Raw genomic sequence first — 22,876 nt, forward strand, 5'->3', positions numbered from 1 at the left:
AATGGCAAAGCGCCGCGAGCGCTGTCAAGGCGACGCGGATCGCGCCGCCGCCGAGGGGAATTCGGCGCGGACACCCAGCAGGCGGACCGGTCTGCCGAGGTCGAACATGTCGAGTACGGCCAGCGCCGCCTTCTCGATCTCACCAGGATCCGCCGTAGGTGCGGGAAGGGTCACGCTGTGGGTGTGGGTCAGGAACGGCGCGAACCGGACCTTGACCGCGACCCGCGCGGCGGGCCTGCCTTCGTCGGCGACGTCCTGGGAAACGCGTTTCGCCAGCGCGACGACCTCGGCGGCCATGGCCCCGGGGTCGGTCAGGTTCTGCTGGAACGTGGTCTCACGGCTGCGGGACCGGGCGATATACGGCGTCGCGGTGACCTCGGCATCGCCGATTCCGCCGGCGAGGATCCGGTACCACGGGCCGAGCTTCGGGCCGAATCGTGCGGCGAGGTCGGCCGGGTCGGCGCCCGCCAGGTCCAGCACGGTGTGCCAGCCGGCCGCCGCGAGCTTCTTCGCGGTCTTGGTGCCGATACCCCACAGCGCGTCCGTCGGCCTCTCGGCCATGACGTCCCACCAGTTTTCCTGGACGAGACGGAAGATTCCGGCCGGTTTGGCGAATCCGGTGGCGAGTTTGGCCCGCAGCTTGTTGTCCCCGACGCCGACCGAGCAGGACAGCCCGGTCTCCTCGGCCACCACCCGCCGGATGTCGGCGGCGAGGGCTTCGGGATCGTCGGTGGTGGCACCGAGGAAAGCCTCGTCCCAGCCGAGTACCTCGACGACCACGGGGAATTCGCGCAGCGTCGCCATCACCCGGTCGGAGACCTCTTGGTAGGCGGGGGCGTCTGTGGCCAGGAAGATCGCCTCAGGGCAGCGTCTCGCGGCGGTGCGCAACGGCATCCCGGACTGGATACCGAACTCTCGCGCTTCGTACGACGCCGTCGCCACCACGGCCCGTTCGGCCGGATCACCCTTGCCGCCGACGACCACGGGCTTCCCGCGCAGCTCAGGCCGCCGGGCGACCTCGACAGCCGCGATGAACTGGTCGAGGTCGACGTGGAGCACCCACTCCCGGACGGCCATACGGCGAGCTTAGGACCGTTCGGCGATCTCGTCGCGCATGCGCTGCTCGTTCTCCTGCAGTTCCGGCGTGAAGTTCTCGCCGAAGTCCTCGGCTTCGAGGATCTTGCGGATCTCCAGCACGGTGTCGCCGTGCGGGGGAGTGGGGCAGCGCTTCGCCCACTCGATCGCTTCGGCCCGCGAGGCGACGTCGACGATCCAGAAGCCGCCGACGAGTTCCTTGGCCTCGGTGAACGGGCCGTCGGTGACGGTGGCCCCCGCGGCGCCGAGGGTGACCCGCGCGCCCTTCGAGCTTTCCTGCAGACCTTCGCCGCCCACCAGTACCCCGGCGTCGAGCATCTCCTGGTTGAACTTCGCCATGGCGGTCAAGGCTTCCATCGGCGGCATCTTCCCGGCTTCGGAATCCTCGTCCGCCTTGATGATGATCATGAACCGCATGGTCTTCCTCCCAGTAACCGGACGTATCGCCCGAACATTACCGGGGTGCGGGAAGGTGTTCAGTCACGGCCGAACCGGGACAGGTGGACGATCACGGCCGCGGTCACGGTGATCATCCCGATCAGCAGCAAGGCCGGGCTGTTCGTCACCATGCCCAGCAGCATCAGCAGTCCGGCGGTCAGATCGATGCTCAGAACGATCGCCAGCCGGGCAAGGGGAGGCCGTGCCGGCTTGCCGGACCGGAGCCGGGCGGCCAGCGCGGGCTCGGTCAATTCGAACCAGCGCTCGATCTTCTCCAGCTCCTGCCGATCGTGATGGCTCAGCATCGGTTTCTCCTTCGGCGCGCGCCCGCTCGACAACGAGGGAATACCCAGGGCCAGTGCGGTATAAGCATCGAATCCGACCCGGCTTTTGTATAACGACCTATACGCCCGGCGAATGGTGCGTTCGGTTGGATCGCGTTGGCCCATCCGGGGCTTCCGCACGCAGAAAGATCCTCAACGAAGGGAACGATCGGTAGTTTTCGTGATCACGGCCGTAGACGGCTCCACCTGGGAGGAAACGCACGATGACGATACCCACCGAACCGATCGGCAGCATTCCCCGTCCGGCGTATCTCCTCGAAGCGCTCGGTGAGCACGCGGCCGGTCGGCTGGACGCCGACGGGCTCGGCGAGGCGACGGAAAAGGCCATCGTGGAGACCGTCAACCGGTTGGAGGAGACCGGTTCGCCGGTCATCACCGATGGCGAACAAGGCAAGCCGAGTTTCGCCACGTATCCCTTGGCGGGACTGACTTCGCTCGCGCCGGACGGCGTCGTCATCCCCTTCGCCGACGGGCACACCCGGCAGCTTCCGCGGCTCACCGCCGGTCCGTTCCGCTATCAGACCTACGCCGCTTCTTATCTGCGCGAGGCCAAGAAACACACGACCAAACCGGTGAAGCAGGCGGTGATCGCGGCCTCGGCGATCGGGCTGATCTATCCCGGTGAGGAATTGACCGGATACAGCAGAGAACAGTTCATCGCCGACCTGGTGAACGAAGCGGAGGCCGATATCCGCGGCAGTCTCGACGCGGGCGCGGACAGCGTCCAGATCGACTTCACCGAAGGCAGGCTGTCACTGAAGCTCGATCCGTCCGGCGGGCTGTTGCAGTCCTTTGTGGACCTGAACAACGCCGTGCTGGACCGGTTTTCCGAGCAGGAGCGCGCGAGGATCGGTGTGCACACCTGCCCCGGTGGAGATCAGGACTCGGTGCACAGCCTCGATGTCGACTACGCCGCGCTCCTGCCGACGTTGTTCCAGCTGAAGGTGGGCAACGTCTACGTGCAGCTGGCCAGTGAGGCGGATCCCGAGCGAGCGCTCCGCGTGATCGCCGAGCACTCCCGGCCGGAGCAGCGGATCTTCGTCGGCGTGACCGACCCGATCGATCCCCGGGTCGAAACCGCCGAGGAGGTTCGGGACCGGGTGCTTCAGGCGGCGCGGTATATCCCGGCCGAGCGGCTGGGCACCTGTGACGACTGCGGTTTCTCGCCGTTCGCCGACGACACGTCGACGTCGCGGGAGATCGCGTTCGCCAAGATCGCCGCTCGTGTCGAGGGCACGCGTCTCGCCGCGGAATCGCTGTAGCCGGGGCTGATGGGCACCTTCAGCTCTGGACGGCGACCCGGATGCCGAGCCCGACCAGCAAGGTGCCCATCACCGCGTCCATCGCGCGCCGCACCCGTCCGGCGGAAAAGAAACTTCGCAGCGAACCGACCAGTGTCGCCAGGACGAAGGTCCACACGACGGCCACCGCGGTGGCCAGCATCGCCAGCTGCAGGGTCTGCGCTGTCGAGGCGGTGTGCGGGAGGAACTGGGGGAGCAGGGCGAGGAAGAACACCGCGACCTTCGGGTTGAGCAGATTGGTGAGCAGTCCGTGCCGGAACGCCGCCCTCGGCGCGACGACCGGCGTCACCTTGTCCTTGAGTTCGCTGTAGTCGCCGCGGCGCACCGCCAGCCAGGCCTTGACGCCGAGGAAGACCAGATACGCGGCGCCGATCAGTTTCACCACGGTGAAGGCGATCGCCGAAGCGGTGAGAATCGCCGCGACACCGAGCGCGATCGCGACCACCCAGACGAAGACGCCGAGCGCGATACCGAGTCCGGCGGCGATCCCGGCCCTGCGTCCGCCGAGGATCGCGCTGCGGGTCACCACCAGGAAATCCGGGCCGGGCGCCATCGCGCCGAGCAGGCAGACCAAAACGAACGAGAGTGCGGTGGCCCCGGAGATCATCGGCCGATGCTATCCGGCCGGTCGATGTCCCGGACCATGACAGCGCCCGGGACGTCGACACCGTCAGGCGTCGTCACCGTCACCCGCTCGACCTCGGTGAAACCGAACGCCCGGTACAGCGGGACACCGGGCAGGGTCGCGGTCAGCGTCAGCGACGTGAAGCCTTCGGCTTTCGCCGCGAGGCGGCACGATTCGAGGATCGCGCGTCCGAGCCCCCGCCGGGTCCAGTCACCGCGGACGAACATGGCGCGAACCCGCGCGGGCTCGGTCGCCGGGTCGAGCGGGCGGTCGTCGTCCGCCGCGTCGCCGGCGCCCGCGTGCGTCTTGTTGCGCCTGCTCCACCCGCCGCAGGCGACGATCTCGCCGTCCGCCTCGTGCACGAAGTAGGTGCCGTCTTCGATCAAGCGCAGGTCGAGGTGCGCGATGTGCTCCGCCGCGCTCGCGGTCTGCCGCTCGTCGTAGAACCGGGGGAACAACTCCAGCACCGACGCCCGCATCAGCGCGGCGATGGCGGGCGCGTCGGCGAGTGTTGCCGTCCGCTGCGGCGGCGTGTACGTCGTCATGCGCGGAAGATAACCAACGACGGCGATCGCGCCTACTGGATAATCGCGGGATGATCACCGACGACGGCCGGGAGCTCTGGACCTCGGCGACGGGCCGGGGCGAACCGATCCTGTGCTGTCACGGCGGCCCCGGCCTGTGGGACATGTTCGGCACGCTCGATCTCGGTGCGCGGTTCCGGCTGATCCGGTGGGATCAGGGCGGTGCCGGACGATCGGACCCGCGCGGTCCGCACACCCTGGCCCGGATGGTGGCCGACGTCGATGCCGTCCGCGCGTGGCACGGGCTCGATCGCGTCCCGGTGCTCGGGCATTCGTGGGGCGCGCATCTCGGTCTCCTGTACGCGCTCGCGCACCCGGAACGGGTGAGCGCGCTCGTCTACGTGTCGGGCGTCGGCCTTGGCCACGGCTGGCACGCCGAGTTCAAGCGGAACTTCGAGCAGGCACTGGGTGGACGGCTCGCGCGGTGGACCGAGCTTCGCGCGAAGGAGCGTGATGAGGCCGAAGAGCGTGAGCTCGCGGTGCTGCAATGGGCAGCCGACTTCGTCCGGGAAGGAGCCCGCCACGCCGAGGCGATGGCGACACCGTGGTTCCCGATCAACTACGAGGCGAACCTCGCGCTGAGCGAAGAAATGCGGGCGACGTCGGAGCAGGAACTGGTCGAGGCCTGTCGCGCGCTCACCGTGCCGGTCCTGATCATCGACGGAGTGGCGGACAACCGGCCTCGATGGGCGGTCGACTCGCTGGAGCGGGCGCTGCCGTCGGTGACCCGGGTGCGGCTGCCCGGCGTCGGCCACGTGCCGTGGCTGGAGGCGCCCGACGCGTTCCGCGCCGCGGTGCTCGATTTCCTGACCGGTATTGCGGGTCCGTGAAGGCCTCCTTCCCTACCTTGAGAGTCAGGGTCCCGGCAAAGCCGCAAAGTTGCTGGTCGGCACTGTTCTTGGTGGTCTGGATGTGGCATCGCTGATGCCTGCGGGGTTCGAGTGTGGAGGATTTGGGACGGTGAACGTCCCAAATCCTCCACACTCGAGGTGTACCGGGTTCAGGGGCATGCCCCTGAAGTTCTGTTGATCAAGCTTCGCAACCGGGGTGCGACCCCGTGTCTATGAAGGAATTGGGGCACTCAACGTCCTAATTCCTTCATAGACGTCGGCCTGCGCCATGACGAAGAGGTCCCCGACCTGCAAGATTTCGACTTTGCCGGGCCCCTGACCTTGAGAGTAGGGAAGGAGGCCTTCACGGACTTGCCGGCTGGAGGCCTCAGTCCTTGGTGATCGGCTGCTGCAGCTCGGTGACCCACTTCTCGCTGTCCTCAGGGCATTCGAGGTAGTACTCCCGCGCCGGTCCGCTCGCGCGATACCCGTGGGCGTCGACCCATTTCGCCAGCGCCTGGTAGCTGGAGAGCACGGTCTCCATCGACCCCCGGTGCAGGATCGTCGCGGCGGACGGCACCTCGGCGAGGTTCACCGTCGAGAACCCTTCACTTCCGTTCGTTTCGGTCGAGATCGGGGCGGCGGCGTGGATCAGCACCCTTTCTCCGTCGGAGTCGTCTTCGTAGTAGGCGATCAACGGGCCCGACGGCGTGATCGGGCCGAGCGCGCCGAACAGCTCTTTGTACAGCCGCTGCACCACCGGCCCGATCTCCTCGTTGACGTATCCGCTCGCCGTCCGGTCAGCTCGGCGACACGTACCGCGGGCAGGCTTTTGACCACGACGTCTTCGGAAGGCATGGTTCCCTCGCTTTCGATCGACCGGAGCCTCGCTTCGACGGCCTTGAGCCGCGCCTCGTCGGCCGCGATCGCCGCTTCGAGTTCGGCCCGCCGGAGCCGCAGCATCCCGCGCAACTCGTCCACGCCGATCTGGGCGTCGAGGATCTCCTGCACCTGGGTGAGCGTGAAGCCGAGATCCTTGAGCGCGATCACCCGGTTGAGCCGCGCCAGCTGGTCACCGGTGTAGGACCGGTAGCCGCTGAACGGGTCGACGTGAGCGGGCCGCAGCAGCCCGATGGCGTCGTAGTGACGCAGCATCCGGACCGATACCCGGCCGTGTTTGGCGAAATCTCCGATGCTGAACATGACGCCTCCCACCAGACAGCCTGACACGGTGTCACTGTCAAGCGGTCAGCGCACGAGCCGGAAGAACGACCGAACCTCGTCGGTGAAGACGCCCGGCTGTTCGAAGGCCGCGAAGTGCCCGCCTCGCTTGAGTTCGTTCCAGTACCGGATATCGGTGAACCGGCGCTCGGCCCAGCGGCGGGACGGACGCGGGGTCTCGCGCGGGAAGATCGAACACCCTGTCGGCACGGTGATCGTGTCCACAGTGGAGTCGGAGAACCAGCTCGATACCTCGGCGAAACTCTCCCAGTACAACCGGGCCGACGAGGCGCCGGTGCCGGTCAGCCAGTAGAGCGTGATGTCGTCGAGCATGGCGTCGCGGCTCAGCGCGTTCTCCGGGTGGCCGTCGCAATCCGTCCACGCCTGGAACTTTTCGAGGATCCACGCGCACAGTGCCACCGGCGAGTCCGTCAGCGCGTAGCCGATCGTCTGAGGTCTGGTCGCCTGCTGGTTCGCGTAACCGGAACCGTCTGCTTTGGCGTGTTCGAGATCGTCGAGCGACTTCCGTTCGAACTCGGTCAGGTCGTCGAAGGTCGCCGGGTCCGGTGCGGCGAGCGGCGGGTTGAGGTGGATCCCGGCGAGACGCTCGGGGGCTGTTCGTCCCATGAGCGTGGTGATGCTCGTGCCCCAGTCACCGCCCTGCGCGCCGAAGCGTTCGTAGCCGAGGCCTGTCATGAGGTGGATCCACGCGTCGGCGATGCGCTGGATCGACCAGCCTGTGCCGGCCGGTTTGTCACTGAAGCCGTAACCGGGCAGGGACGGGACGACGACGTGGAAGGCGTCGGCCGCGTCGCCGCCGTGCGCGACCGGATCGGTGAGCGGGCCGAGCACGCCGAGGAATTCGAAGACCGAACCCGGCCAGCCATGCGTGAGGATCAGCGGCAGCGCGCCGGGATGCGGGGAGCGGGCGTGCAGATAGTGGATGCCGAGGCCGTCGATCTCGGTCCGGAATTGGGGAATCGCGTTGAGCCGGGACTCCGCGGCACGCCAGTCGTAGGTCTCCGCCCAGTACGCGCAGAGTTCGCGCAGGTAGGCGGCGGGGACCCCTTGCGACCAGTCGTCGACGGTCTCGTCCTCTGGCCAGCGGGTGCGGCGGAGCCGGTCGCGGAGGTCTTCGAGTTCGGCCTCCGGGACCCTGGCTCGGAAGGGCGTCGTGTCCATGGTGGTCGACGGTAACGGCGGGGTCCGACAATTCGTGGACTTCCGGACGGCCGGATGCTATAACCAGACTACATACTGTATACAATCTGCCGTGAGCGGGGTGGGACCCATGCCCGATCCTCGAATCCTGCGAGACCACTACGGACGCCGGTACCGCGTCGGTGAAAGCGACGTGGACCTGCTCGGCCGCCCTCGGTCCTGGATGCTGTGGCTCAGCTGGACCGCGATGTTCGCCGCCGGGATCCAGCAATACGGCTTCGGCGCCGTCGCACCGGTCCTGATGACCACGTACGGCTGGACGTTCCCCGAAGTGGTCGTCTCCTTCGCGCTCTGGACGGTGTGCCAGGCATGCGTGGTGTATCCGGCCGCGCTGCTGCGCGAGAGAGGGATGTTCCCGCCCGCGGTGGCGGTGATCGCCGGTGGGGTGCTGTGTTCCGCCGGGATGTTCACCTTGGGCCACGCGAACAACCTGGTCGCGATGTTCATCGGCTACTCGGTGCTCGGCGGCGTCGGGACCGGCGTCGTCTACGCGACCTGCGTCGGCACGGTGATGAACTGGTTCCCCGATCGCGTTCCGGCGCGGGTGGGCGCGGTCAGCGGCGCTTTCGCCTACGGCAGCGTCCTTTTCGTGCTGATGGCCGGGTTCTGGCTGTCGGAGGGCAACCGCGGGCCGCTGCTGGACGTCGTCGCGGTGGCCGTGCTCATGATGATCGCCGGGACCGCGGTCCTGCTTCGCGACCCGCCGCGCCGCTGGTGGCCGGAACACCCGGACCCGCGGGTATGGGCGGCCGACAAGGTACGCAACCGTGGGATCGCGATGAATCGGCCCGCCTTGCGTGAGTATCGGCCGGGGGAGGTGCTTCGGTGCCCCACCGCGCTGGCGATGTACGTCATCGTCGTGCTGGCCGCCGCGGTACTCCTTTTCGACGTGGCCTATCTCGCGACTTTCGTGGCTGGGCAAGGAGGCGGGCCGGTACTCGGCGCCGTGGCGCTCGCGGTGCTCGCCGGGGTGACCGGTGCCGGCCGGGTCCTGCTCGGCGGGCTCTCGGACCGGCTCGGCCGACGTCGCATCCTGCGGCTGGCACTGGCCACGGGCGGGATCGCCCAGTTCGTCCTGCTGTACTCGGGAGAGCACGCGGTGGGACTTCTCGGCGGCGCCGCGCTGGCCGGGCTGGGCAACGGAAGCTGCTATTCCCTGCTGGTGTCGCTGGTCCGCGACTATTTCGGCGAGGAGTCCGCGCTGGCGAACTTCGGGGTGCTGTACAGCGCGAAAGCGGTCGGCGCGCTGCTCGGGGTCGGACTGGCCGCGTTCGTCGTGTCCACCCACGGCTACCTCGGCGCGTTCGCGGTGGCGGGGGCGCTCAGCGTCCTCGGCGCGCTGCTCGGCGGACGGCTTTCCCAGCCGGGACGGCCGAAATCGCTGCTGCCGGCGATCCGCTGATGGGCCGCGTGACGAGCAGGCGCCGGGTGGTCCGGGTCGTCGACGGTGTACCCGGCGCTCGCCCGGACACCCTAACCGTCGAGGAGCCGCTTGAGATCCGCGTCGGCGGGAAACCGCTGACTATCACCATGCGCACGCCAGGGCATGATTTCGACCTCGCCGCCGGATTCCTCGTCGGCGAAGGCGTTTCGCGGTCCAGCAAGGACATCCACTCGATCCGGTACTGCGCGGGTGCCACCGAAGACGGGTCGAACACCTACAACGTGCTGGACGTCGTCCTCGCCGACGGCGTCGCCCCGCCCGACGCGTCGCTGGAGCGGAACTTCTACACGACCTCGTCGTGCGGTCTGTGCGGGAAGGCGAGCCTCGACGCCGTGCGGACCACCGCCACTTGGCCGGTGGACGGTGACGACCTGGTGATCACACCGTCCACAGTGGCCGAACTCCCGGATCGGCTCCGTACGGCGCAACTGGTGTTCGACCGGACGGGCGGGCTGCACGCCGCCGGGTTGTTCACCGCCGACGGGGAATTGCTGTGTCTGCGGGAGGACGTCGGCAGGCACAACGCCGTCGACAAGGTGGTCGGCTGGGCGGCCCGCGACGGGAGGCTGCCGCTGTCCGGGACGGTGCTGATGGTCAGCGGACGGGCGTCGTTCGAACTCGTCCAGAAGGCCGTCATGGCCGGGATTCCGCTGCTGGCGGCGGTTTCCGCGCCGTCGTCGCTGGCGGTGGACCTCGCCGCGGAGATGGGACTCACCTTGGTGGGTTTCCTGCGGGGTGCGTCGATGAACGTGTACAGCCGCCCGGACCGCCTGGGCCTCTCCTGAACCCCGCGTTTCGTCCTCTAAATGCGGTACTTGCGTGTGCAACTACCGCATTTAGAGGACGAAACGCGCTCATTGGGCGAGGGTTTCCCTGACGAGCGACGCGGTTTCGCCGGGAGTGCGGCCGACCAGGATCCCCGCGGCCTCGAGTGCCTTCTTCTTCGCCTCGGCGGTCCCGCTCGATCCGGAGACGATCGCGCCCGCGTGGCCCATCGTCTTGCCCTCCGGCGCGGTGAACCCGGCGATGTACCCGATCACGGGTTTGCTGACGCTCGCGCGGATGTACTCGGCCGCGCGTTCCTCCGCGTCGCCACCGATCTCGCCGATGAGCACGATGACGTCCGTTTCGGGGTCCTTCTCGAACTCCTCGACGGCGTCGATGTGCGTGGTGCCGATGATCGGGTCGCCGCCGATGCCGACGCACGTGGAGAAGCCGTGTTCGCGCAGCTCGTGCATCAGCTGATACGTCAGGGTGCCGGATTTCGAGACCAGCCCGATCCGGCCCGGTTTCGTGATCCCGTCCGGGATGATCCCCGCGTTGGACCGGCCGGGGCTGACCACGCCGGGGCAGTTCGGCCCGATGACACGGGTCGGGCTTTCCTTGGCATGGGCCCAGAAAGTCGCCACGTCGTGCACGGGGACCCCTTCGGTGATGACGACAGCCAGTCCGATTCCGGCGTCGACCGCGTCGATGACGGCGTCCTTGACCGCGGGCGGGGGTACGAACAGGACCGAGACGTCCGCGCCGGTCGCGGCGACGGCCGCCGCGGTATCGCCGAACACCGGCAGCTCGCGGCCGCCGAGCGACACCTGTTGCCCGGCCTTGCGCGGGTTGATCCCGCCGACGACGTTCGTGCCCGCGGCCAGCATGCGGGCGGTGTGCTTGCGTCCCTCGGCGCCGGTCATCCCGGCGACGACGATCTTGCTGCGTTCTTCGAGGAAGATCGCCATCTCACGCCTCCGGTTCCGCGGCCGCCAGTTTCGCCGCCGCACCCGCGGCGTCGTCCATCGTGTCCACCAGGGTCACCAAGGGATGGGCCGCCTCGATGAGGATCCGCCTTCCCTCGGTGACGTTGTTGCCGTCGAGCCGCACCACGAGCGGTTTGGCGGCGCGGGCGCCGAGCAGGGCGAGCGCGCGCACGATCCCGTCGGCGACGGCGTCGCAGGCGGTGATCCCGCCGAAGACGTTGACGAAGACACTGCGCACCTGGTCGTCGCCGAGGATGACGCCGAGCCCGGCCGCCATGATCTCCGCCGACGCGCCGCCGCCGATGTCGAGGAAGTTGGCAGGCCCGCGCGCACCGGCCTCGTCGGCCGCCGCCACGACGTCCAGAGTGGACATCACCAGTCCGGCGCCGTTGCCGATCACGCCGATGTCGCCGTCGAGTTTGACGTAGTTGAGCCCGGCTTCGCGAGCGCGCCGTTCGAGCGGATCCTCGTCCGGCGAGTCGATGAAACCGGCGTGCGAAGGCTGCCGGAACGCGGCGTTGGCGTCGAGCGTGACCTTCCCGTCGACCGCGGCGACCGTTCCGTCCGTGGTCAGTACCAGCGGATTGACCTCCACCAGCGTGGCGTCCTCCGCGACGAAGACGTTCCACAGCGAGACAACGGTGTCGATCGCGGCCTCGGGCAACCCGGCGGCTTCGACGATCCGTCCCGCCAGGGCGGTGTCCACACCGGTCAGCGGATCGACCGGAATCCGGGCCAGCGCCTCGGGTTTCGTGGCCGCCACCGTCTCGATGTCCATCCCGCCCTCGGCGGACGCCATCGCGAGAAACGTCCGGTCGGCGCGGTCGAGGAGGAACGAGAGGTAGTGCTCCTCGGCGATCGCGCTGGCTTCGGTGACGAGGACCTTGTGTACCCGATGTCCCTTGATGTCCATTCCGAGGATGTCCTCGGCCGCCTGCTCGGCGTCGTCGGGGGAGCGGACCACCTTGACGCCACCGGCTTTACCGCGTCCGCCGGTCTTCACCTGCGCCTTGACCACGACGGATCCGCCGAGTTCGACGGCGATCGCCCTCGCCGCTTCCGGGGTGGTGGCCACCCTTCCGCGGGGAACCGGGACGCCGTGCCGCTCGAACAGATCTCGTGCCTCGTGCTCGAAAAGGTCCACGCGAAGTCCTTTCTCTGTGTCTGTTGGTGAACCCGCGTCCGCGATCGACGTCGGCAGGACGCTGCCTGGTCTTCCACCTCTCGATGGCCGATCGGGGCGTCCTGCCACCGCGATAGCGGGGCCTTCGGCCGGGCGGGTTCACACATTTGGCCCCTTTTCGAGGTACGTCCTCAGCTCCGCCCACAGGCCCTGCGGAGGAGGACGAGCCCCGGCGGGCGGCGGAGAAACCTGCCTACGGCCCTGGACACCGGAGCGCTCGAAGAGTAACTATATGGCTACCTCATACGGTATGCAATCTACAGTCTGCCGCGACCGGGGCTTAGCGCAAGGGCGAGCGGGCTGAGCAGATCCGGAACGAGCGCACGGATCAGAGAGGTCCGGCGTGCGAGAAAGAGGAGTGAACGATGGCGCCAAAGACCGACACCGCCGGGGGGGAGACCACGGCGAAGGCCACCACCAACGGTTCCGAGCCCGCCCCGGACCTGATCTCCGGCGGCCACCTGGTGGCCAAAGCACTCAAGGCGGAGGGCGTCGACACGATCTTCACCCTGTGCGGCGGGCACATCATCGACATCTACGACGGGTGCGTCGACGAGGGCATCGAAGTCATCGACGTCCGGCACGAGCAGGTGGCGGCGCACGCTGCCGACGGCTACGCGCGGATCACCGGCCGTCCCGGCTGCGCGGTCGTCACCGCGGGCCCGGGGACGACCGATGCCGTGACCGGGGTCGCGAACGCCTTGCGCGCGGAGAGCCCGATGCTGCTCATCGGCGGGCAGGGGGCGTTGACCCAGCACAAGATGGGGTCGCTGCAGGACCTCCCGCACGTCGACATGATGGCGCCGATCACCAAGTTCTCCGCGACCGTCCCGGATACCGCACGGGTGGCGGACCTGGTCTCGATGGCCTTCCGGGAGTGCTACCACGGCGCACCCGGACCGTCCTTTTTGGAGATTCCCAGGGACGTGCTCGACGCGAAGGTCCCGGTGGACAAGGCGCGGGTGCCCTCGGCGGGCCGGTACCGGGCGTCCACCCGCAACGCCGGTGATCCCGCCGACATCGAGAAGCTCGCGGATCTCCTCGTCCACGCGAAGAAACCGGCCATCCTGCTGGGCAGCCAGGTGTGGACCACCCGTGCCTCGGAACCGGCCGCCGAACTCGTGCGCAGGCTGAACATCCCGGCCTACATGAACGGTGCCGGCCGCGGCACGCTGCCGCCCGGCGATCCGCATCACTTCCAGCTTTCCCGCCGGTACGCCTTCGACAACGCCGACGTGATCGTCATCGTCGGTACGCCGTTCGACTTCCGCATGGGCTATGGCAAACGGCTGTCGCCTGCCGCGACGGTGGTGCAGATCGACCTCGACTACCGCACCGTCGGGAAGAACCGGGACATCGACCTCGGCATCGTCGGCGACGCGGGCCAGATCCTCACCGCGGTCGCGGAAGCGGCGACCGGCGGGGTCGACAACGGCGCCGTCGCCCGCAAGGTCTGGCTGGAAGAACTACAGGGCGTCGAGGAGAAGGCGAAACAGAAGCGGTTGCCGCTGCAGCATTCCGACGCCAGCCCGATCCACCCGTACCGGCTGGTGCACGAGATCAACGAATTCCTCACCGAGGACTCGCTCTACATCGGCGACGGCGGCGACATCGTGACGTTCTCCGGGCAGGTCGTCCAGCCGAAGGCGCCGGGACACTGGATGGATCCGGGTCCGCTCGGCACGCTCGGAGTCGGCATTCCGTTCGTCCTTGCCGCGAAGCACGCCCGGCCGGACAAAGAGGTCGTCGCGCTGTTCGGCGACGGCGCGTTCAGCCTGACCGGCTGGGACTTCGAGACCCTGGTGCGGTTCAACCTGCCGTTCGTCGGCATCGTCGGCAACAACTCGTCGATGAACCAGATCCGCTACGGGCAAGCCGCGAAGTACGGCCTCGGCCGGGAACGCGTCGGAAACACCCTCGGCGACGTCCCGTACGACGAATTCGCCCGGATGCTCGGCGGGCACGGCGAGGCGGTCCGCGACCCCGCGGACATCGGACCCGCGCTGCTGCGCGCCCGCGAGTCCGGAAAGCCTTCGCTGGTCAACGTTTGGATCGACCCGGACGTGTACGCGCCCGGAACCATGAACCAGACCATGTACAAGTAGCCGGGAGGGAACACCGATGGAAAAGGCACTCGACGGCGTCCGTGTCCTCGACATGACTCACGTCCAATCAGGACCTTCGTCCACGCAGATCCTGGCCTGGCTTGGCGCGGACGTGATCAAGCTGGAGACGCCCGGCCGCGGCGACATCACCCGCGGCCAGCTCCGGGACCTGCCCGGGGTGGACAGCCTCTACTTCACCATGCTCAACGCCAACAAGCGCAGCATCACGCTGAACATGAAGAGCGAACAGGGCAAGAAGGTCTTCGAACAGCTAGCGTCCACTGTGGACGTCCTGGTCGAGAACTTCGGGCCCGGCGTCGTCGACCGGTTCGGCTACCCGTGGGAACGGCTCGCGGAACTGAACCCTCGACTGATCTACGCCTCCATCAAGGGGTTCGGCCCCGGACGGTACGCGGATTTCAAGGCCTACGAGGTCATCGCGCAGGCGATGGGCGGCGCCATGAGCACCACCGGTTTCGAGGACGGGCCACCGATCGCGACCGGCGCGCAGATCGGCGATTCGGGGACCGGGATCCACCTGGTGGCCGCGATACTGGCCGCGCTGTACCAGCGGACCAACACCGGCCGCGGGCAGCGGGTCCAGGTCGCGATGCAGGACGCGGTGCTCAATCTCTGCCGCGTCAAGCTCCGTGACCAGCAGCGGCTGGCACACGGTCCGCTGAACGAGTACCCGAACGACGTCTTCGGCGACGAGGTCCCGCGTTCGGGCAACGCGTCCGGCGGGGGGCAGCCGGGCTGGGCGGTGAAATGCGCTCCGGGCGGACCGAACGACTACATCTACGTGATCATCCAGCCGGTCGGCTGGCAGCCCATCACCGAGCTGATCGGGAAACCCGAACTGGCCGAAGACCCGGACTGGGCGACGCCGGAAGCACGACTGTCCAAACTGGACAAGGCGTTCAAGCTGATCGAGGAATGGACCGAGAAGCACACCAAATGGGAAGTGATGGACGCGCTCAACGCCCACAACATCCCGTGCGGGCCGATCCTGTCCACCAAGGAACTCGCCGAGGACACCACGCTGGCCGAGCTGGGCACGGTCGTCGAGGTCGAGCATCCCGAGCGTGGTGCCTTCAAAACCGTCGGCTGTCCGCTGAAGCTGTCGGATTCGCCGGTCGAGGTCGAGCGTTCGCCGCTGCTCGGGGAACACAACGCCGAGGTGCTCGGAGAACTCGGCTACGGCGCGGACGACCTGGACCGGCTGCGCGCGGCCGGCGTGATCTGAGGGAGAGACCGGATGCCTGACAAAGAGATCGTCGAGAAGATCCTCGAGAAGGTCGCCGCGGAAGGCCGGTCCTCGCTGACCGCGCCGGAAGGCCGCCAGGTGTGCGAGGCCTACGGGATCCCGACCCCGCGGGAACGGCTCGCGACCACCGCCGAGGAAGCCGTCGCCCAGGCGGAAGAGATCGGCCTCCCGGTCGTGCTGAAGATCGTCTCCCCGGACATCCTCCACAAGACCGAGGCGGGCGGGGTGCTCGTCGGCTTGAAGACGGCGGACGCGGTGGCCGACGGTTTCCGGACCATCGTGGCCAACGCCAAGGCCTACGACGCCGAAGCCGGGATCACCGGCGTCCAGGTACAGCAGATGCTGACCACCGGGCAGGAGGTGATCGTCGGCGCCACCACCGATCGCACCTTCGGCAAGATCGTCGCGTTCGGACTCGGCGGCGTGCTGGTCGAGGTGCTCAAGGACGTCACGTTCCGCCTGGCCCCGCTCGACCGTGACCAGGCGTTCTCGATGATCGACGGGATCGCCGCCGCCGAGATCCTGCGCGGCGTCCGGGGAGCCGAGCCGGTGAGCAGGGACGCGCTGGCGGACGTGCTCACCCGCGTCGCCGCCCTGGTCACCGATTTCCCGCAACTGGCCGAAGTGGACCTCAACCCGGTGCTCGCGACACCCGAGGGCGCCACCGCGGTCGACGTCCGGATCCTGGTCGACCCGGAAGCCGCCCACGAGCCGGTGCGGTTCAGCCAGGAGGAGATCCTGGCGTCGATGACCCGGATCATGAAACCGGCGTCGATCGCCGTCATCGGCGCGTCCGCCGAGGCGGGCAAGATCGGCAACTCGGTGATGAAGAACCTCGTCAACGGCGGATACGCGGGCGAGATCCACCCGATCAACCCCAAAGCGGCCGAAATCCTCGACCGCAAGGCGTATCCGAGCATCACGGAGGTCCCGGGCGACGTCGACGTCGCGGTGTTCGCCATTCCCGCCAAGTTCGTCCCCGCCGCGCTGGAAGAGGCGGGCCGGAAAGGGGTGGCCGGGGCCATCCTGATCCCGTCCGGCTTCGGCGAGACGGGGAACATCGAACTGCAGGACCAGGTCGTCGCGATCGCCAGGGAGCACGGCGTCCGGATCCTCGGGCCGAACATCTACGGCTACTACTACACGCACGAGAACCTTTCGGCGACGTTCTGCACGCCGTACAACGTCAAGGGCGGTGTCGCGCTTTCCTCGCAGAGCGGCGGCATCGGGATGGCGATCCTCGGATTCAGCCGGTCGGCGAAAATGGGTGTCTCCGCGATCGTCGGCGTCGGGAACAAGGCCGATATCGACGAGGACGACCTGCTCACCTTCTTCGAACAGGATGAAAACACCGACCTCATCGCCATGCATCTGGAAGATCTGAAAGACGGCCGGTCGTTCGCGGAAACGGCGAAACGGGTTTCGGTGCGGAAACCGGTCGTCGTGCTCAAAGCGGGGAGAACCTCCCACGGTGCGAAAGCGGCGAGTTCGCACACCGGCGCGCTGGCGGGCGACGACAAGGTCTACGACGACATCCTGCGCCAGAGTGGCGTCATCCGGGCGCCCGGGCTGAACGACCTGCTCGAATACGCCCGCGGTATCCCGCTGCTGCCGACGCCGAAAGGCGAGAACGTCGTGATCATCACCGGTGCCGGCGGTTCCGGGGTACTGCTTTCCGACGCCTGTGTGGACAACGGGCTGAACCTCATGGAGATACCGCCCGATCTCGACGCCTCCTTCCGGAAATTCATCCCGCCGTTCGGCGCGGCGGGCAACCCGGTGGATATCACCGGCGGGGAACCGCCTGCCACCTACCGGAACACGATCGCGCTCGGGCTCGAGGACGACCGAATCCATTCCCTGATCCTCGGTTACTGGCATACCATCGTCACCCCGCCGATGGTTTTCGCGGAACTGGTTTCCGATGTCATCGCCGAATATCGCGCAAAGGGGATCCGCAAGCCCGTCGTCGCCTCGCTGGCAGGCGACGTCGAGGTCGAACAGGCCAGCGACTTTCTGTACGAGCACGGTGTCGTGGCTTATCCGTACACGACGGAGAAACCGGTGGCCGTGCTCGGTGCGAAGTACCGCTGGGCCCGCTCAGCGGGACTGCTCGGTTGATTTCAGCCGCCGCGGGAAGGGTCGTCCGGGCCCTTCCCGCGGCATTCCAGCAGCAACCGACCCAAGGAGAATGACAATGGCGTCATCGACCGCGGCTCAATCACCCGGAACGTACAAAGAAGTCACCGATGCGAACGGCCGGATATATCGGATCGGCGAGACCGATCGCGACATCATGGGCCGTCCACGATGGACCATGGTGATCCTGCCCTGGGTCGCCATGATGGCCATCAGTTCCTCTGAATACGCGTTCACGTCGGCGGAGGAGACGCTGGCAGGCGCACACGGCTGGCACGGGTCGACCATCTTCTGGCTGCTCGGGGTGTGGGTGTTCTTCCAGGCGATCGTGGCCTTCCCGGCGGGGAAGATGCGGGAGAACGGCAAGCTGCCAGCCAAGGCGGCGATGTTGCTGGGTGCGGTGGGCACCCTGCTCGCCTATTTTTCCCTCGCCTACGCGCCCAGCGAGATCTGGGCTTATCTCGGGTTCGGTTTCTTCGGCGGTGGCGGGGCCGGCCTGGTCTACGCGACCTGCGTCAACATGGTGGGGAAGTGGTATCCGGAACGGCGGGGCGGGAAAACCGGGTTCGTGAACGGTGGCTTCGCCTACGGTTCGGTGCCTTTCATCTTCCTCTTCACCTCCTATATGGACCTTTCCAACTATTCGGGCGTCCTGCTCGTGGTCGGCATCTTCCTGGCGGCCGTGCTCGCGGTGAGTGGTTTCTACTTCCAGGACCCGCCGAAGAACTGGTGGCCGTCACACGTCGACCCGCTGAAGGTGTCCGACGACCCGCGGATCCGACGATCACTGCAGAAGAATCCTCCGGCGGTGAAGCAGTACACGCCTCGGGAAGCGCTCAGGACCGGGATGCTGCCGCTGATGTGGTTCTGCCTGCTGTGCACCGCCGGGGTGAACATCTTCGGCATCGCGATGCAAGTCCCGTTCGGCAACGAGATGGGGTTCGCCGGCGGGATCGTCGCGCTGGCGATGAGCCTGAAGGCGATCATCAACGGCACCGGTCGCGGCGTGATCGGCTGGATCTCCGACCGCTACGGGCGGCGGCAGACGCTGTTCATGGTCTGTGTGGTGCTCGGTCTCGCGCAGGTCGCGGTGTACCTGTCCGGCACGATCGGCAGCATGCCGCTGTTCCTGCTCGCTTCGATGATCTCCGGTTTCGGCGGCGGCGCGATCTTCCCGCTGTTCGCGGCGATGACGGCGGACTTCTACGGCGAGAACAACAACGCCAGCAACTACGGTCTGGTCTACAGCTCGAAGCTGATCTCGGGCCTGGTCGGCTCCGGTGTCGGGGCGATGGTCGTGGTGGCGTGGGGGTACGGCGGCGCGTTCTTCCTCGCGGGCGGGACGAGTCTGTTCGCGGCCGCGCTCAGCCTGCTGTTGCGTCAGCCGGGGCGTTCGCGTACCCGGGCTCCGAAACCCGAGCCCGAATTGAACCCCGCCGCCTGATCACCCTTCCTTCGGGCGTTCGTGGAAAGCCTGCCGGGTGCGCTCGGTGTGCTGGTTCATGATCCGCTCGGCGGTGGCGGCGTCCCCTTCGGCGATGGCCTTGATCAGTTCCTCGTGTTCGTGCCAGGAGTCGTGGCTGCGAGGGCGGGCGATCGGCGTGTAGTACCAGCGCACCCGGCGATCGACCATGCCGATCATCTCGGCGAGGACGGTGTTCCCGGACAGCTCCGTGATGAACTTGTGGAGCGCGGCGTTGGCCGCGACGAGACCTTCGGTGTCGTCGGCGGCCAACGCCTCCAACCCGGCCTTCTGCAGTTTCCACAGCTGTTCGACGTCGTCGGCGCCTGCCTTGTCGGCGGCGAGCCGGGCGGAGTGCGCCTCCAGGACGGTGCGCACACTGAGCAGCTGATCGGCTTCTTCGTCGGTGGGCATGTGCACGAACGCGCCCTGTGCGGGGCGGAGGTCGACCCAGCCTTCACTCTGCAGGCGTTGCAGGGCTTCGCGAACCGGCTGCCTGCTGACACCCAGATACTCGGCGAGGTCTGCCTCGACCAGGTGCTGGCCGGGTTCGAGGGTCCGGTTGATGATCAGCTCGGCGAGCGCGTCGTAGACGACCTGACGCAACGGCGCCGGCCGCTCGACGCGTTTGGCGGTGGCCGAGCTGAGCGTGCCCTTGGTCCGGCGGCCGGTGGGGCCGCGCTCGGGCAGCGGGGAAACGGGCTGGCTCAACGGGACCTCCGAGGTGACTGACTCAGTTCAGGATACAGGTTTTGGTATGCAAAATCCCGACAATCTCCGCTCCGTCCCGCATTTCGTCCTCTCAACGCGGTAGTTCGCGATACGCACGACCGCATTGAGAGGACGAAATGCCTGAAGGCAAGGGCTTGGCGTGGAGACTGGAGACAGGATACTGTATGCAATATAGTCTTTCGGCTGAGCGGGAGGCACGTCATGAAGGTCGCTGTTCTGGGCGCGGGGGCGATCGGCGCGTATGTCGGGGCCGCGTTGCACCGAGGCGGGGCGGAGGTCCACCTGATCGCGAGGCGGGCGCACGGAGACGCGATGCGGGCGCACGGCGTGCGGGTACTCAGCCCGCGCGGGAACTTCACCGCCAGGCCTCAGGTCACCGACGATCCGGTGCGAGTCGGCCCCGTCGACTTCGTCTTCCTCGGCCTGAAGGCGAACTCGTACGTCTCCTGCGGTCCACTCATCACCCCGCTGCTGGGCAAGGACACCGCGATCGTGGCGGCGCAGAACGGGATCCCGTGGTGGTACTTCCACGGTCTCTCCGGCCATCCGCTCGAAGACCGTCGCATCGAGACGGTCGACCCCGGCGGCGCGGTCAGCGCGGCCCTGGAACTGAGGCGCGCGATCGGTTGCGTCGTCTACTGCTCGACCGTGATCGAGGAACCCGGCGTGATCCGGCACCTCGAAGGCACGCGTTTCGCTTTGGGGGAGCCGAAAGGTGGCGTCTCCGCCCGGTGCGCGGCGCTCGCCGACGCGATGATCGCGGGCGGGCTGAAGGCACCGGTCGAACTCGACCTGCGTGACGAGATCTGGGTCAAACTGATGGGCAACGTCGCCTTCAACCCGCTCAGCGCGCTGACCAGAGCGACCATGGCCCAGATATGCGAACACGCGGACACCCGCGCGCTCGTGGCCACGATGATGACCGAAACCCTCGCGATCGCCCGCGCCGCCGGCAGCGATCCCCAGGTGTCGGTCGAGAAACGCATCGACGGGGCTTGGCGCGTCGGCCACCACAAGACGTCGATGCTGCAGGACCTCGAAGCGGGCAAGCCGCTGGAGATCGACGCGATCATCGGCGCCGTCGTCGAACTCTCGGAACTGACCGGTGTCCCCGCCCCCGCGCTGCGGCATGTGCACGCGGCGATCGGCTTGCTCGACCAGACCGCGAACGCCGTTCCCGTCGGAGCGCACTGAATCGGAGGAGCCCGATGAAGCGCAAGAACACCGAGCCGTACATCCGGCTCACGCAGCCGCTGGTCCGCGACTCGGGCGTACTGCGCCCGGCGACCTGGGAGGAGGCGCTGGACCGCGCCGCCGCCGGGTTCCGGCGCACGCTCGACAGCAAGGGACCCGAGGCCTTCGGCATGTTCTCCTGTGCCAGGGCGACCAACGAGATGAACTACGTCGCGCAGAAGTTCACCCGCGCGGTGATCGGCACCAACAACGTCGATTCGTGCAACCGCACCTGTCACGCGCCGAGTGTCGCCGGGCTGGCGCGGGTGTTCGACAGCGGCGGCGGGACGTCGTCGTACCAGGAGATCGAGGACGCCGACGTCATCGTCGTCTGGGGTGGCAACCCGCGCGAGGCCCATCCGATCTTCTTCCAGCACGTGCTCAAGGCGGTGCACCGCGGCGCGAAGCTGTTCGTCATCGACCCGCGCCGGACGAGCACCGCGAGCTGGGCGCACCGGCAACTCCAGCTGCACGTCGGCACCGACATCCCGCTGGCACACGCGATCGCCCGCGAGATCATCCACTCCGGACTCGCCAACACCGCCTTCATCGAACGCGCCACCGAGGGTTTCGCCGAATTCGCGGCGTCGGTCGAACCATGGACGCTCGACGTCGCCGAAGAAACCACCGGTGTCCCGGCCGAGCTGATCAAGGAGCTCGCGCACACCTACGCCAGGGCCGATCGCGGCCAGCTGTCGTGGACACTCGGCATCACCGAGCACCACAACGGTACAGACAACGTGCTGTCGCTGATCAATCTCGCGCTGCTGGCCGGGCACGTCGGCCGGTACGGTGCCGGGCTCAACCCGCTGCGCGGGCAGAACAACGTCCAGGGCGGCGGTGACATGGGCGCCATCCCGGACCGGCTTCCCGGGTTCCAGAACATCCTCGACGCGGACGTCCGGGCGAAGTTCGACGCGGCCTGGGGCTCGCACATCCCGCCGCACAAGGGGCAGAACCTCACCCAGATGCTCGACGCGATGGAGCGCGGGGAGCTGACCTGCGTCTACATCATCGGGGAGAACCCGGTGCAGTCCGAGGCGGACTGCGAGCACACGACAAAACGGCTGTCCAATGTGGACCACCTGGTGGTGCAGGACATCTTCCTCACCAAGACCGCGCAACTGGCCGACGTCGTACTCCCGGCGTCGGCGGCATGGTGCGAATCCGACGGCACCTTCACCAACAGCGAGCGCCGGGTCCAGCGGGTCCGCAAGGCACTCGAACCACCTGAAGGCGCGCGCGACGACATCCAGGTGTTGTGCGAACTCGCCCGGCGGCTGGGGCACGACTGGAATTACCGAGGCGGAGAGGACGTCTGGAACGAACTCCGGTCGCTGTCGCCGATGCACGCCGGGATGAGCTATGCCCGGCTGGAGGAGCTCGGCGGCATCCAGTGGCCTTGTTACCACGAGGACAAGCTCGAACCGACGTTCCTGCACGGCCGCCTCTGGGAAGAGGACCCGGCGAAACGAGGCCGTCCCGCCCCCTTCACCGTGCTTGAGCACAGCCCGCCGGTGGACCTGCTGACCGAGGACTTCCCGATCCGGCTGACCACCGGACGGCGGCTGGACTCCTACAACACCGGCGTCCAATCGGGCGGATTCCCCTCGCCACTGCGGCGCGGCGAAACCCTCGACCTCTGCCCGAGCGACGCCGTCGAGCTCGGCGTCACCGAAGACGAGGTCGTGCGGATCTCGTCGCGGCGAGGCGAGATCGAGGCACCGGTCCGGATCGACGACGGGCTGCGGCCGGGGCTGGCGTTCATGACCTTCCACTTCCCGGACGAGATCGACGTCAACGTGATCACCATCGAGGCGACCTGCCCGATCGCGGGGACGGCCGAGTACAAGGCCGCCGCGATCCGGGTTGAGAAACTGCCTGCGACCGTCTGAGGAGTC

Annotated in this window: 19 protein-coding genes and 1 pseudogene; 10 read left to right on the plus strand and 10 right to left on the minus strand. The window is 67.7% G+C overall.

From position 1 onward, the window contains the following. Nucleotides 1-24 precede the first annotated feature (24 nt). From ACZ7KI_RS18780 to ACZ7KI_RS18790, 3 genes are read right to left on the minus strand one after another with little or no spacing between them, the layout of a single operon-like run. The gene (locus tag ACZ7KI_RS18780) at nucleotides 25-1,077 is read right to left on the minus strand and encodes a DNA polymerase IV (RefSeq protein WP_470274383.1); all 1,053 of its coding nucleotides are present in this window, start codon (nucleotides 1,075-1,077) and stop codon (nucleotides 25-27) included. A gap of 9 nt (nucleotides 1,078-1,086) precedes the next feature. Continuing rightward, a complete protein-coding gene (locus ACZ7KI_RS18785; RefSeq protein ID WP_470274384.1) occupies nucleotides 1,087-1,512 on the minus strand; it encodes a YciI family protein in 426 nt (141 codons plus the stop codon). A gap of 59 nt (nucleotides 1,513-1,571) precedes the next feature. Then, entirely contained in the window at nucleotides 1,572-1,838 is a 267-nt protein-coding gene (locus ACZ7KI_RS18790) for a DUF3040 domain-containing protein (RefSeq protein WP_470274385.1), read from the minus strand. 242 nt (nucleotides 1,839-2,080) lie between these two features. Here ACZ7KI_RS18790 and ACZ7KI_RS18795 point away from each other — a divergent pair, with 242 nt between their 5' ends. Further along, nucleotides 2,081-3,139: a cobalamin-independent methionine synthase II family protein gene (locus ACZ7KI_RS18795; RefSeq protein ID WP_470274386.1), complete on the plus strand. Its 1,059-nt coding sequence runs from the start codon at nucleotides 2,081-2,083 to the stop codon at nucleotides 3,137-3,139. A gap of 19 nt (nucleotides 3,140-3,158) precedes the next feature. On the opposite strand, the gene ACZ7KI_RS18800 is transcribed toward ACZ7KI_RS18795, so the two are convergent. Then, on the minus strand, nucleotides 3,159-3,785 hold the full coding sequence (locus ACZ7KI_RS18800) for a LysE family translocator (protein WP_470274387.1): 627 nt from the start codon (nucleotides 3,783-3,785) through the stop codon (nucleotides 3,159-3,161). Further along, nucleotides 3,782-4,348 (minus strand): GNAT family N-acetyltransferase, encoded by a 567-nt coding sequence (locus tag ACZ7KI_RS18805; RefSeq protein WP_470274388.1) that lies wholly within the window; start codon nucleotides 4,346-4,348, stop codon nucleotides 3,782-3,784. The genes ACZ7KI_RS18800 and ACZ7KI_RS18805 overlap by 4 nt, the downstream gene beginning before the upstream one ends. 50 nt (nucleotides 4,349-4,398) lie before the next feature. Between ACZ7KI_RS18805 and ACZ7KI_RS18810 the strand changes: the two genes are divergently transcribed. After that, the gene (locus ACZ7KI_RS18810; RefSeq protein WP_470274389.1) at nucleotides 4,399-5,217 is read left to right on the plus strand and encodes an alpha/beta fold hydrolase; all 819 of its coding nucleotides are present in this window, start codon (nucleotides 4,399-4,401) and stop codon (nucleotides 5,215-5,217) included. A 388-nt stretch (nucleotides 5,218-5,605) separates the two neighbouring features. Here the strand turns inward: ACZ7KI_RS18810 and ACZ7KI_RS18815 are convergent. Together ACZ7KI_RS18815 and ACZ7KI_RS18820 are read right to left on the minus strand one after the other, a co-directional pair. Continuing rightward, nucleotides 5,606-6,420, minus strand: a pseudogene (locus ACZ7KI_RS18815) (MerR family transcriptional regulator). 45 nt (nucleotides 6,421-6,465) lie between these two features. Beyond that, complete coding sequence (locus tag ACZ7KI_RS18820; protein ID WP_470274390.1) at nucleotides 6,466-7,620, minus strand: epoxide hydrolase family protein; 1,155 nt, start codon at nucleotides 7,618-7,620, stop codon at nucleotides 6,466-6,468. 109 nt (nucleotides 7,621-7,729) lie between these two features. On the opposite strand from ACZ7KI_RS18820, the gene ACZ7KI_RS18825 reads away from it, so the two are divergent. Both ACZ7KI_RS18825 and fdhD read left to right on the plus strand, forming a co-directional pair. Beyond that, nucleotides 7,730-9,061, plus strand: a complete 1,332-nt coding sequence (locus tag ACZ7KI_RS18825) for an OFA family MFS transporter (RefSeq protein ID WP_470274391.1) — start codon at nucleotides 7,730-7,732, stop codon at nucleotides 9,059-9,061. Further along, nucleotides 9,061-9,888, plus strand: coding sequence for a formate dehydrogenase accessory sulfurtransferase FdhD (gene fdhD, locus ACZ7KI_RS18830; protein WP_470274392.1), 828 nt, complete (start codon nucleotides 9,061-9,063; stop codon nucleotides 9,886-9,888). Before ACZ7KI_RS18825 ends, fdhD begins: the two co-directional genes overlap by 1 nt. A gap of 69 nt (nucleotides 9,889-9,957) precedes the next feature. Here fdhD and sucD read toward each other — a convergent pair whose 3' ends face one another. Further along, nucleotides 9,958-10,836 (minus strand): succinate--CoA ligase subunit alpha, encoded by an 879-nt coding sequence (gene sucD / locus ACZ7KI_RS18835; protein WP_470274393.1) that lies wholly within the window; start codon nucleotides 10,834-10,836, stop codon nucleotides 9,958-9,960. A gap of 1 nt (nucleotide 10,837) precedes the next feature. After that, nucleotides 10,838-11,998, minus strand: coding sequence for an ADP-forming succinate--CoA ligase subunit beta (sucC, locus tag ACZ7KI_RS18840; RefSeq protein WP_470274394.1), 1,161 nt, complete (start codon nucleotides 11,996-11,998; stop codon nucleotides 10,838-10,840). A 404-nt stretch (nucleotides 11,999-12,402) separates the two neighbouring features. Between sucC and ACZ7KI_RS18845 the strand changes: the two genes are divergently transcribed. The 4 genes from ACZ7KI_RS18845 (at nucleotide 12,403) to ACZ7KI_RS18860 (ending at nucleotide 18,992) form a co-directional block, all read left to right on the plus strand. After that, the gene (locus ACZ7KI_RS18845; RefSeq protein WP_470274395.1) at nucleotides 12,403-14,142 is read left to right on the plus strand and encodes a thiamine pyrophosphate-binding protein; all 1,740 of its coding nucleotides are present in this window, start codon (nucleotides 12,403-12,405) and stop codon (nucleotides 14,140-14,142) included. A 16-nt stretch (nucleotides 14,143-14,158) separates the two neighbouring features. After that, complete coding sequence (gene frc / locus ACZ7KI_RS18850) at nucleotides 14,159-15,388, plus strand: formyl-CoA transferase (RefSeq protein WP_470274396.1); 1,230 nt, start codon at nucleotides 14,159-14,161, stop codon at nucleotides 15,386-15,388. Nucleotides 15,389-15,400: 12 nt separating this feature from the next. Beyond that, entirely contained in the window at nucleotides 15,401-17,530 is a 2,130-nt protein-coding gene (locus tag ACZ7KI_RS18855; RefSeq protein ID WP_470274397.1) for an acetate--CoA ligase family protein, read from the plus strand. Between the two features lie 76 nt (nucleotides 17,531-17,606). Continuing rightward, the gene (locus ACZ7KI_RS18860; protein WP_470274398.1) at nucleotides 17,607-18,992 is read left to right on the plus strand and encodes an OFA family MFS transporter; all 1,386 of its coding nucleotides are present in this window, start codon (nucleotides 17,607-17,609) and stop codon (nucleotides 18,990-18,992) included. On the opposite strand, the gene ACZ7KI_RS18865 is transcribed toward ACZ7KI_RS18860, so the two are convergent. Then, nucleotides 18,993-19,721: a GntR family transcriptional regulator gene (locus ACZ7KI_RS18865; protein ID WP_470274399.1), complete on the minus strand. Its 729-nt coding sequence runs from the start codon at nucleotides 19,719-19,721 to the stop codon at nucleotides 18,993-18,995. A 222-nt stretch (nucleotides 19,722-19,943) separates the two neighbouring features. Between ACZ7KI_RS18865 and ACZ7KI_RS18870 the strand changes: the two genes are divergently transcribed. Continuing rightward, entirely contained in the window at nucleotides 19,944-20,936 is a 993-nt protein-coding gene (locus tag ACZ7KI_RS18870; RefSeq protein ID WP_470274400.1) for a 2-dehydropantoate 2-reductase, read from the plus strand. Between the two features lie 14 nt (nucleotides 20,937-20,950). Next, on the plus strand, nucleotides 20,951-22,870 hold the full coding sequence (locus ACZ7KI_RS18875) for a molybdopterin oxidoreductase family protein (RefSeq protein WP_470274401.1): 1,920 nt from the start codon (nucleotides 20,951-20,953) through the stop codon (nucleotides 22,868-22,870). Nucleotides 22,871-22,876: the final 6 nt, after the last annotated feature.

The organism is Amycolatopsis sp. NPDC039088, from assembly GCF_055598845.1.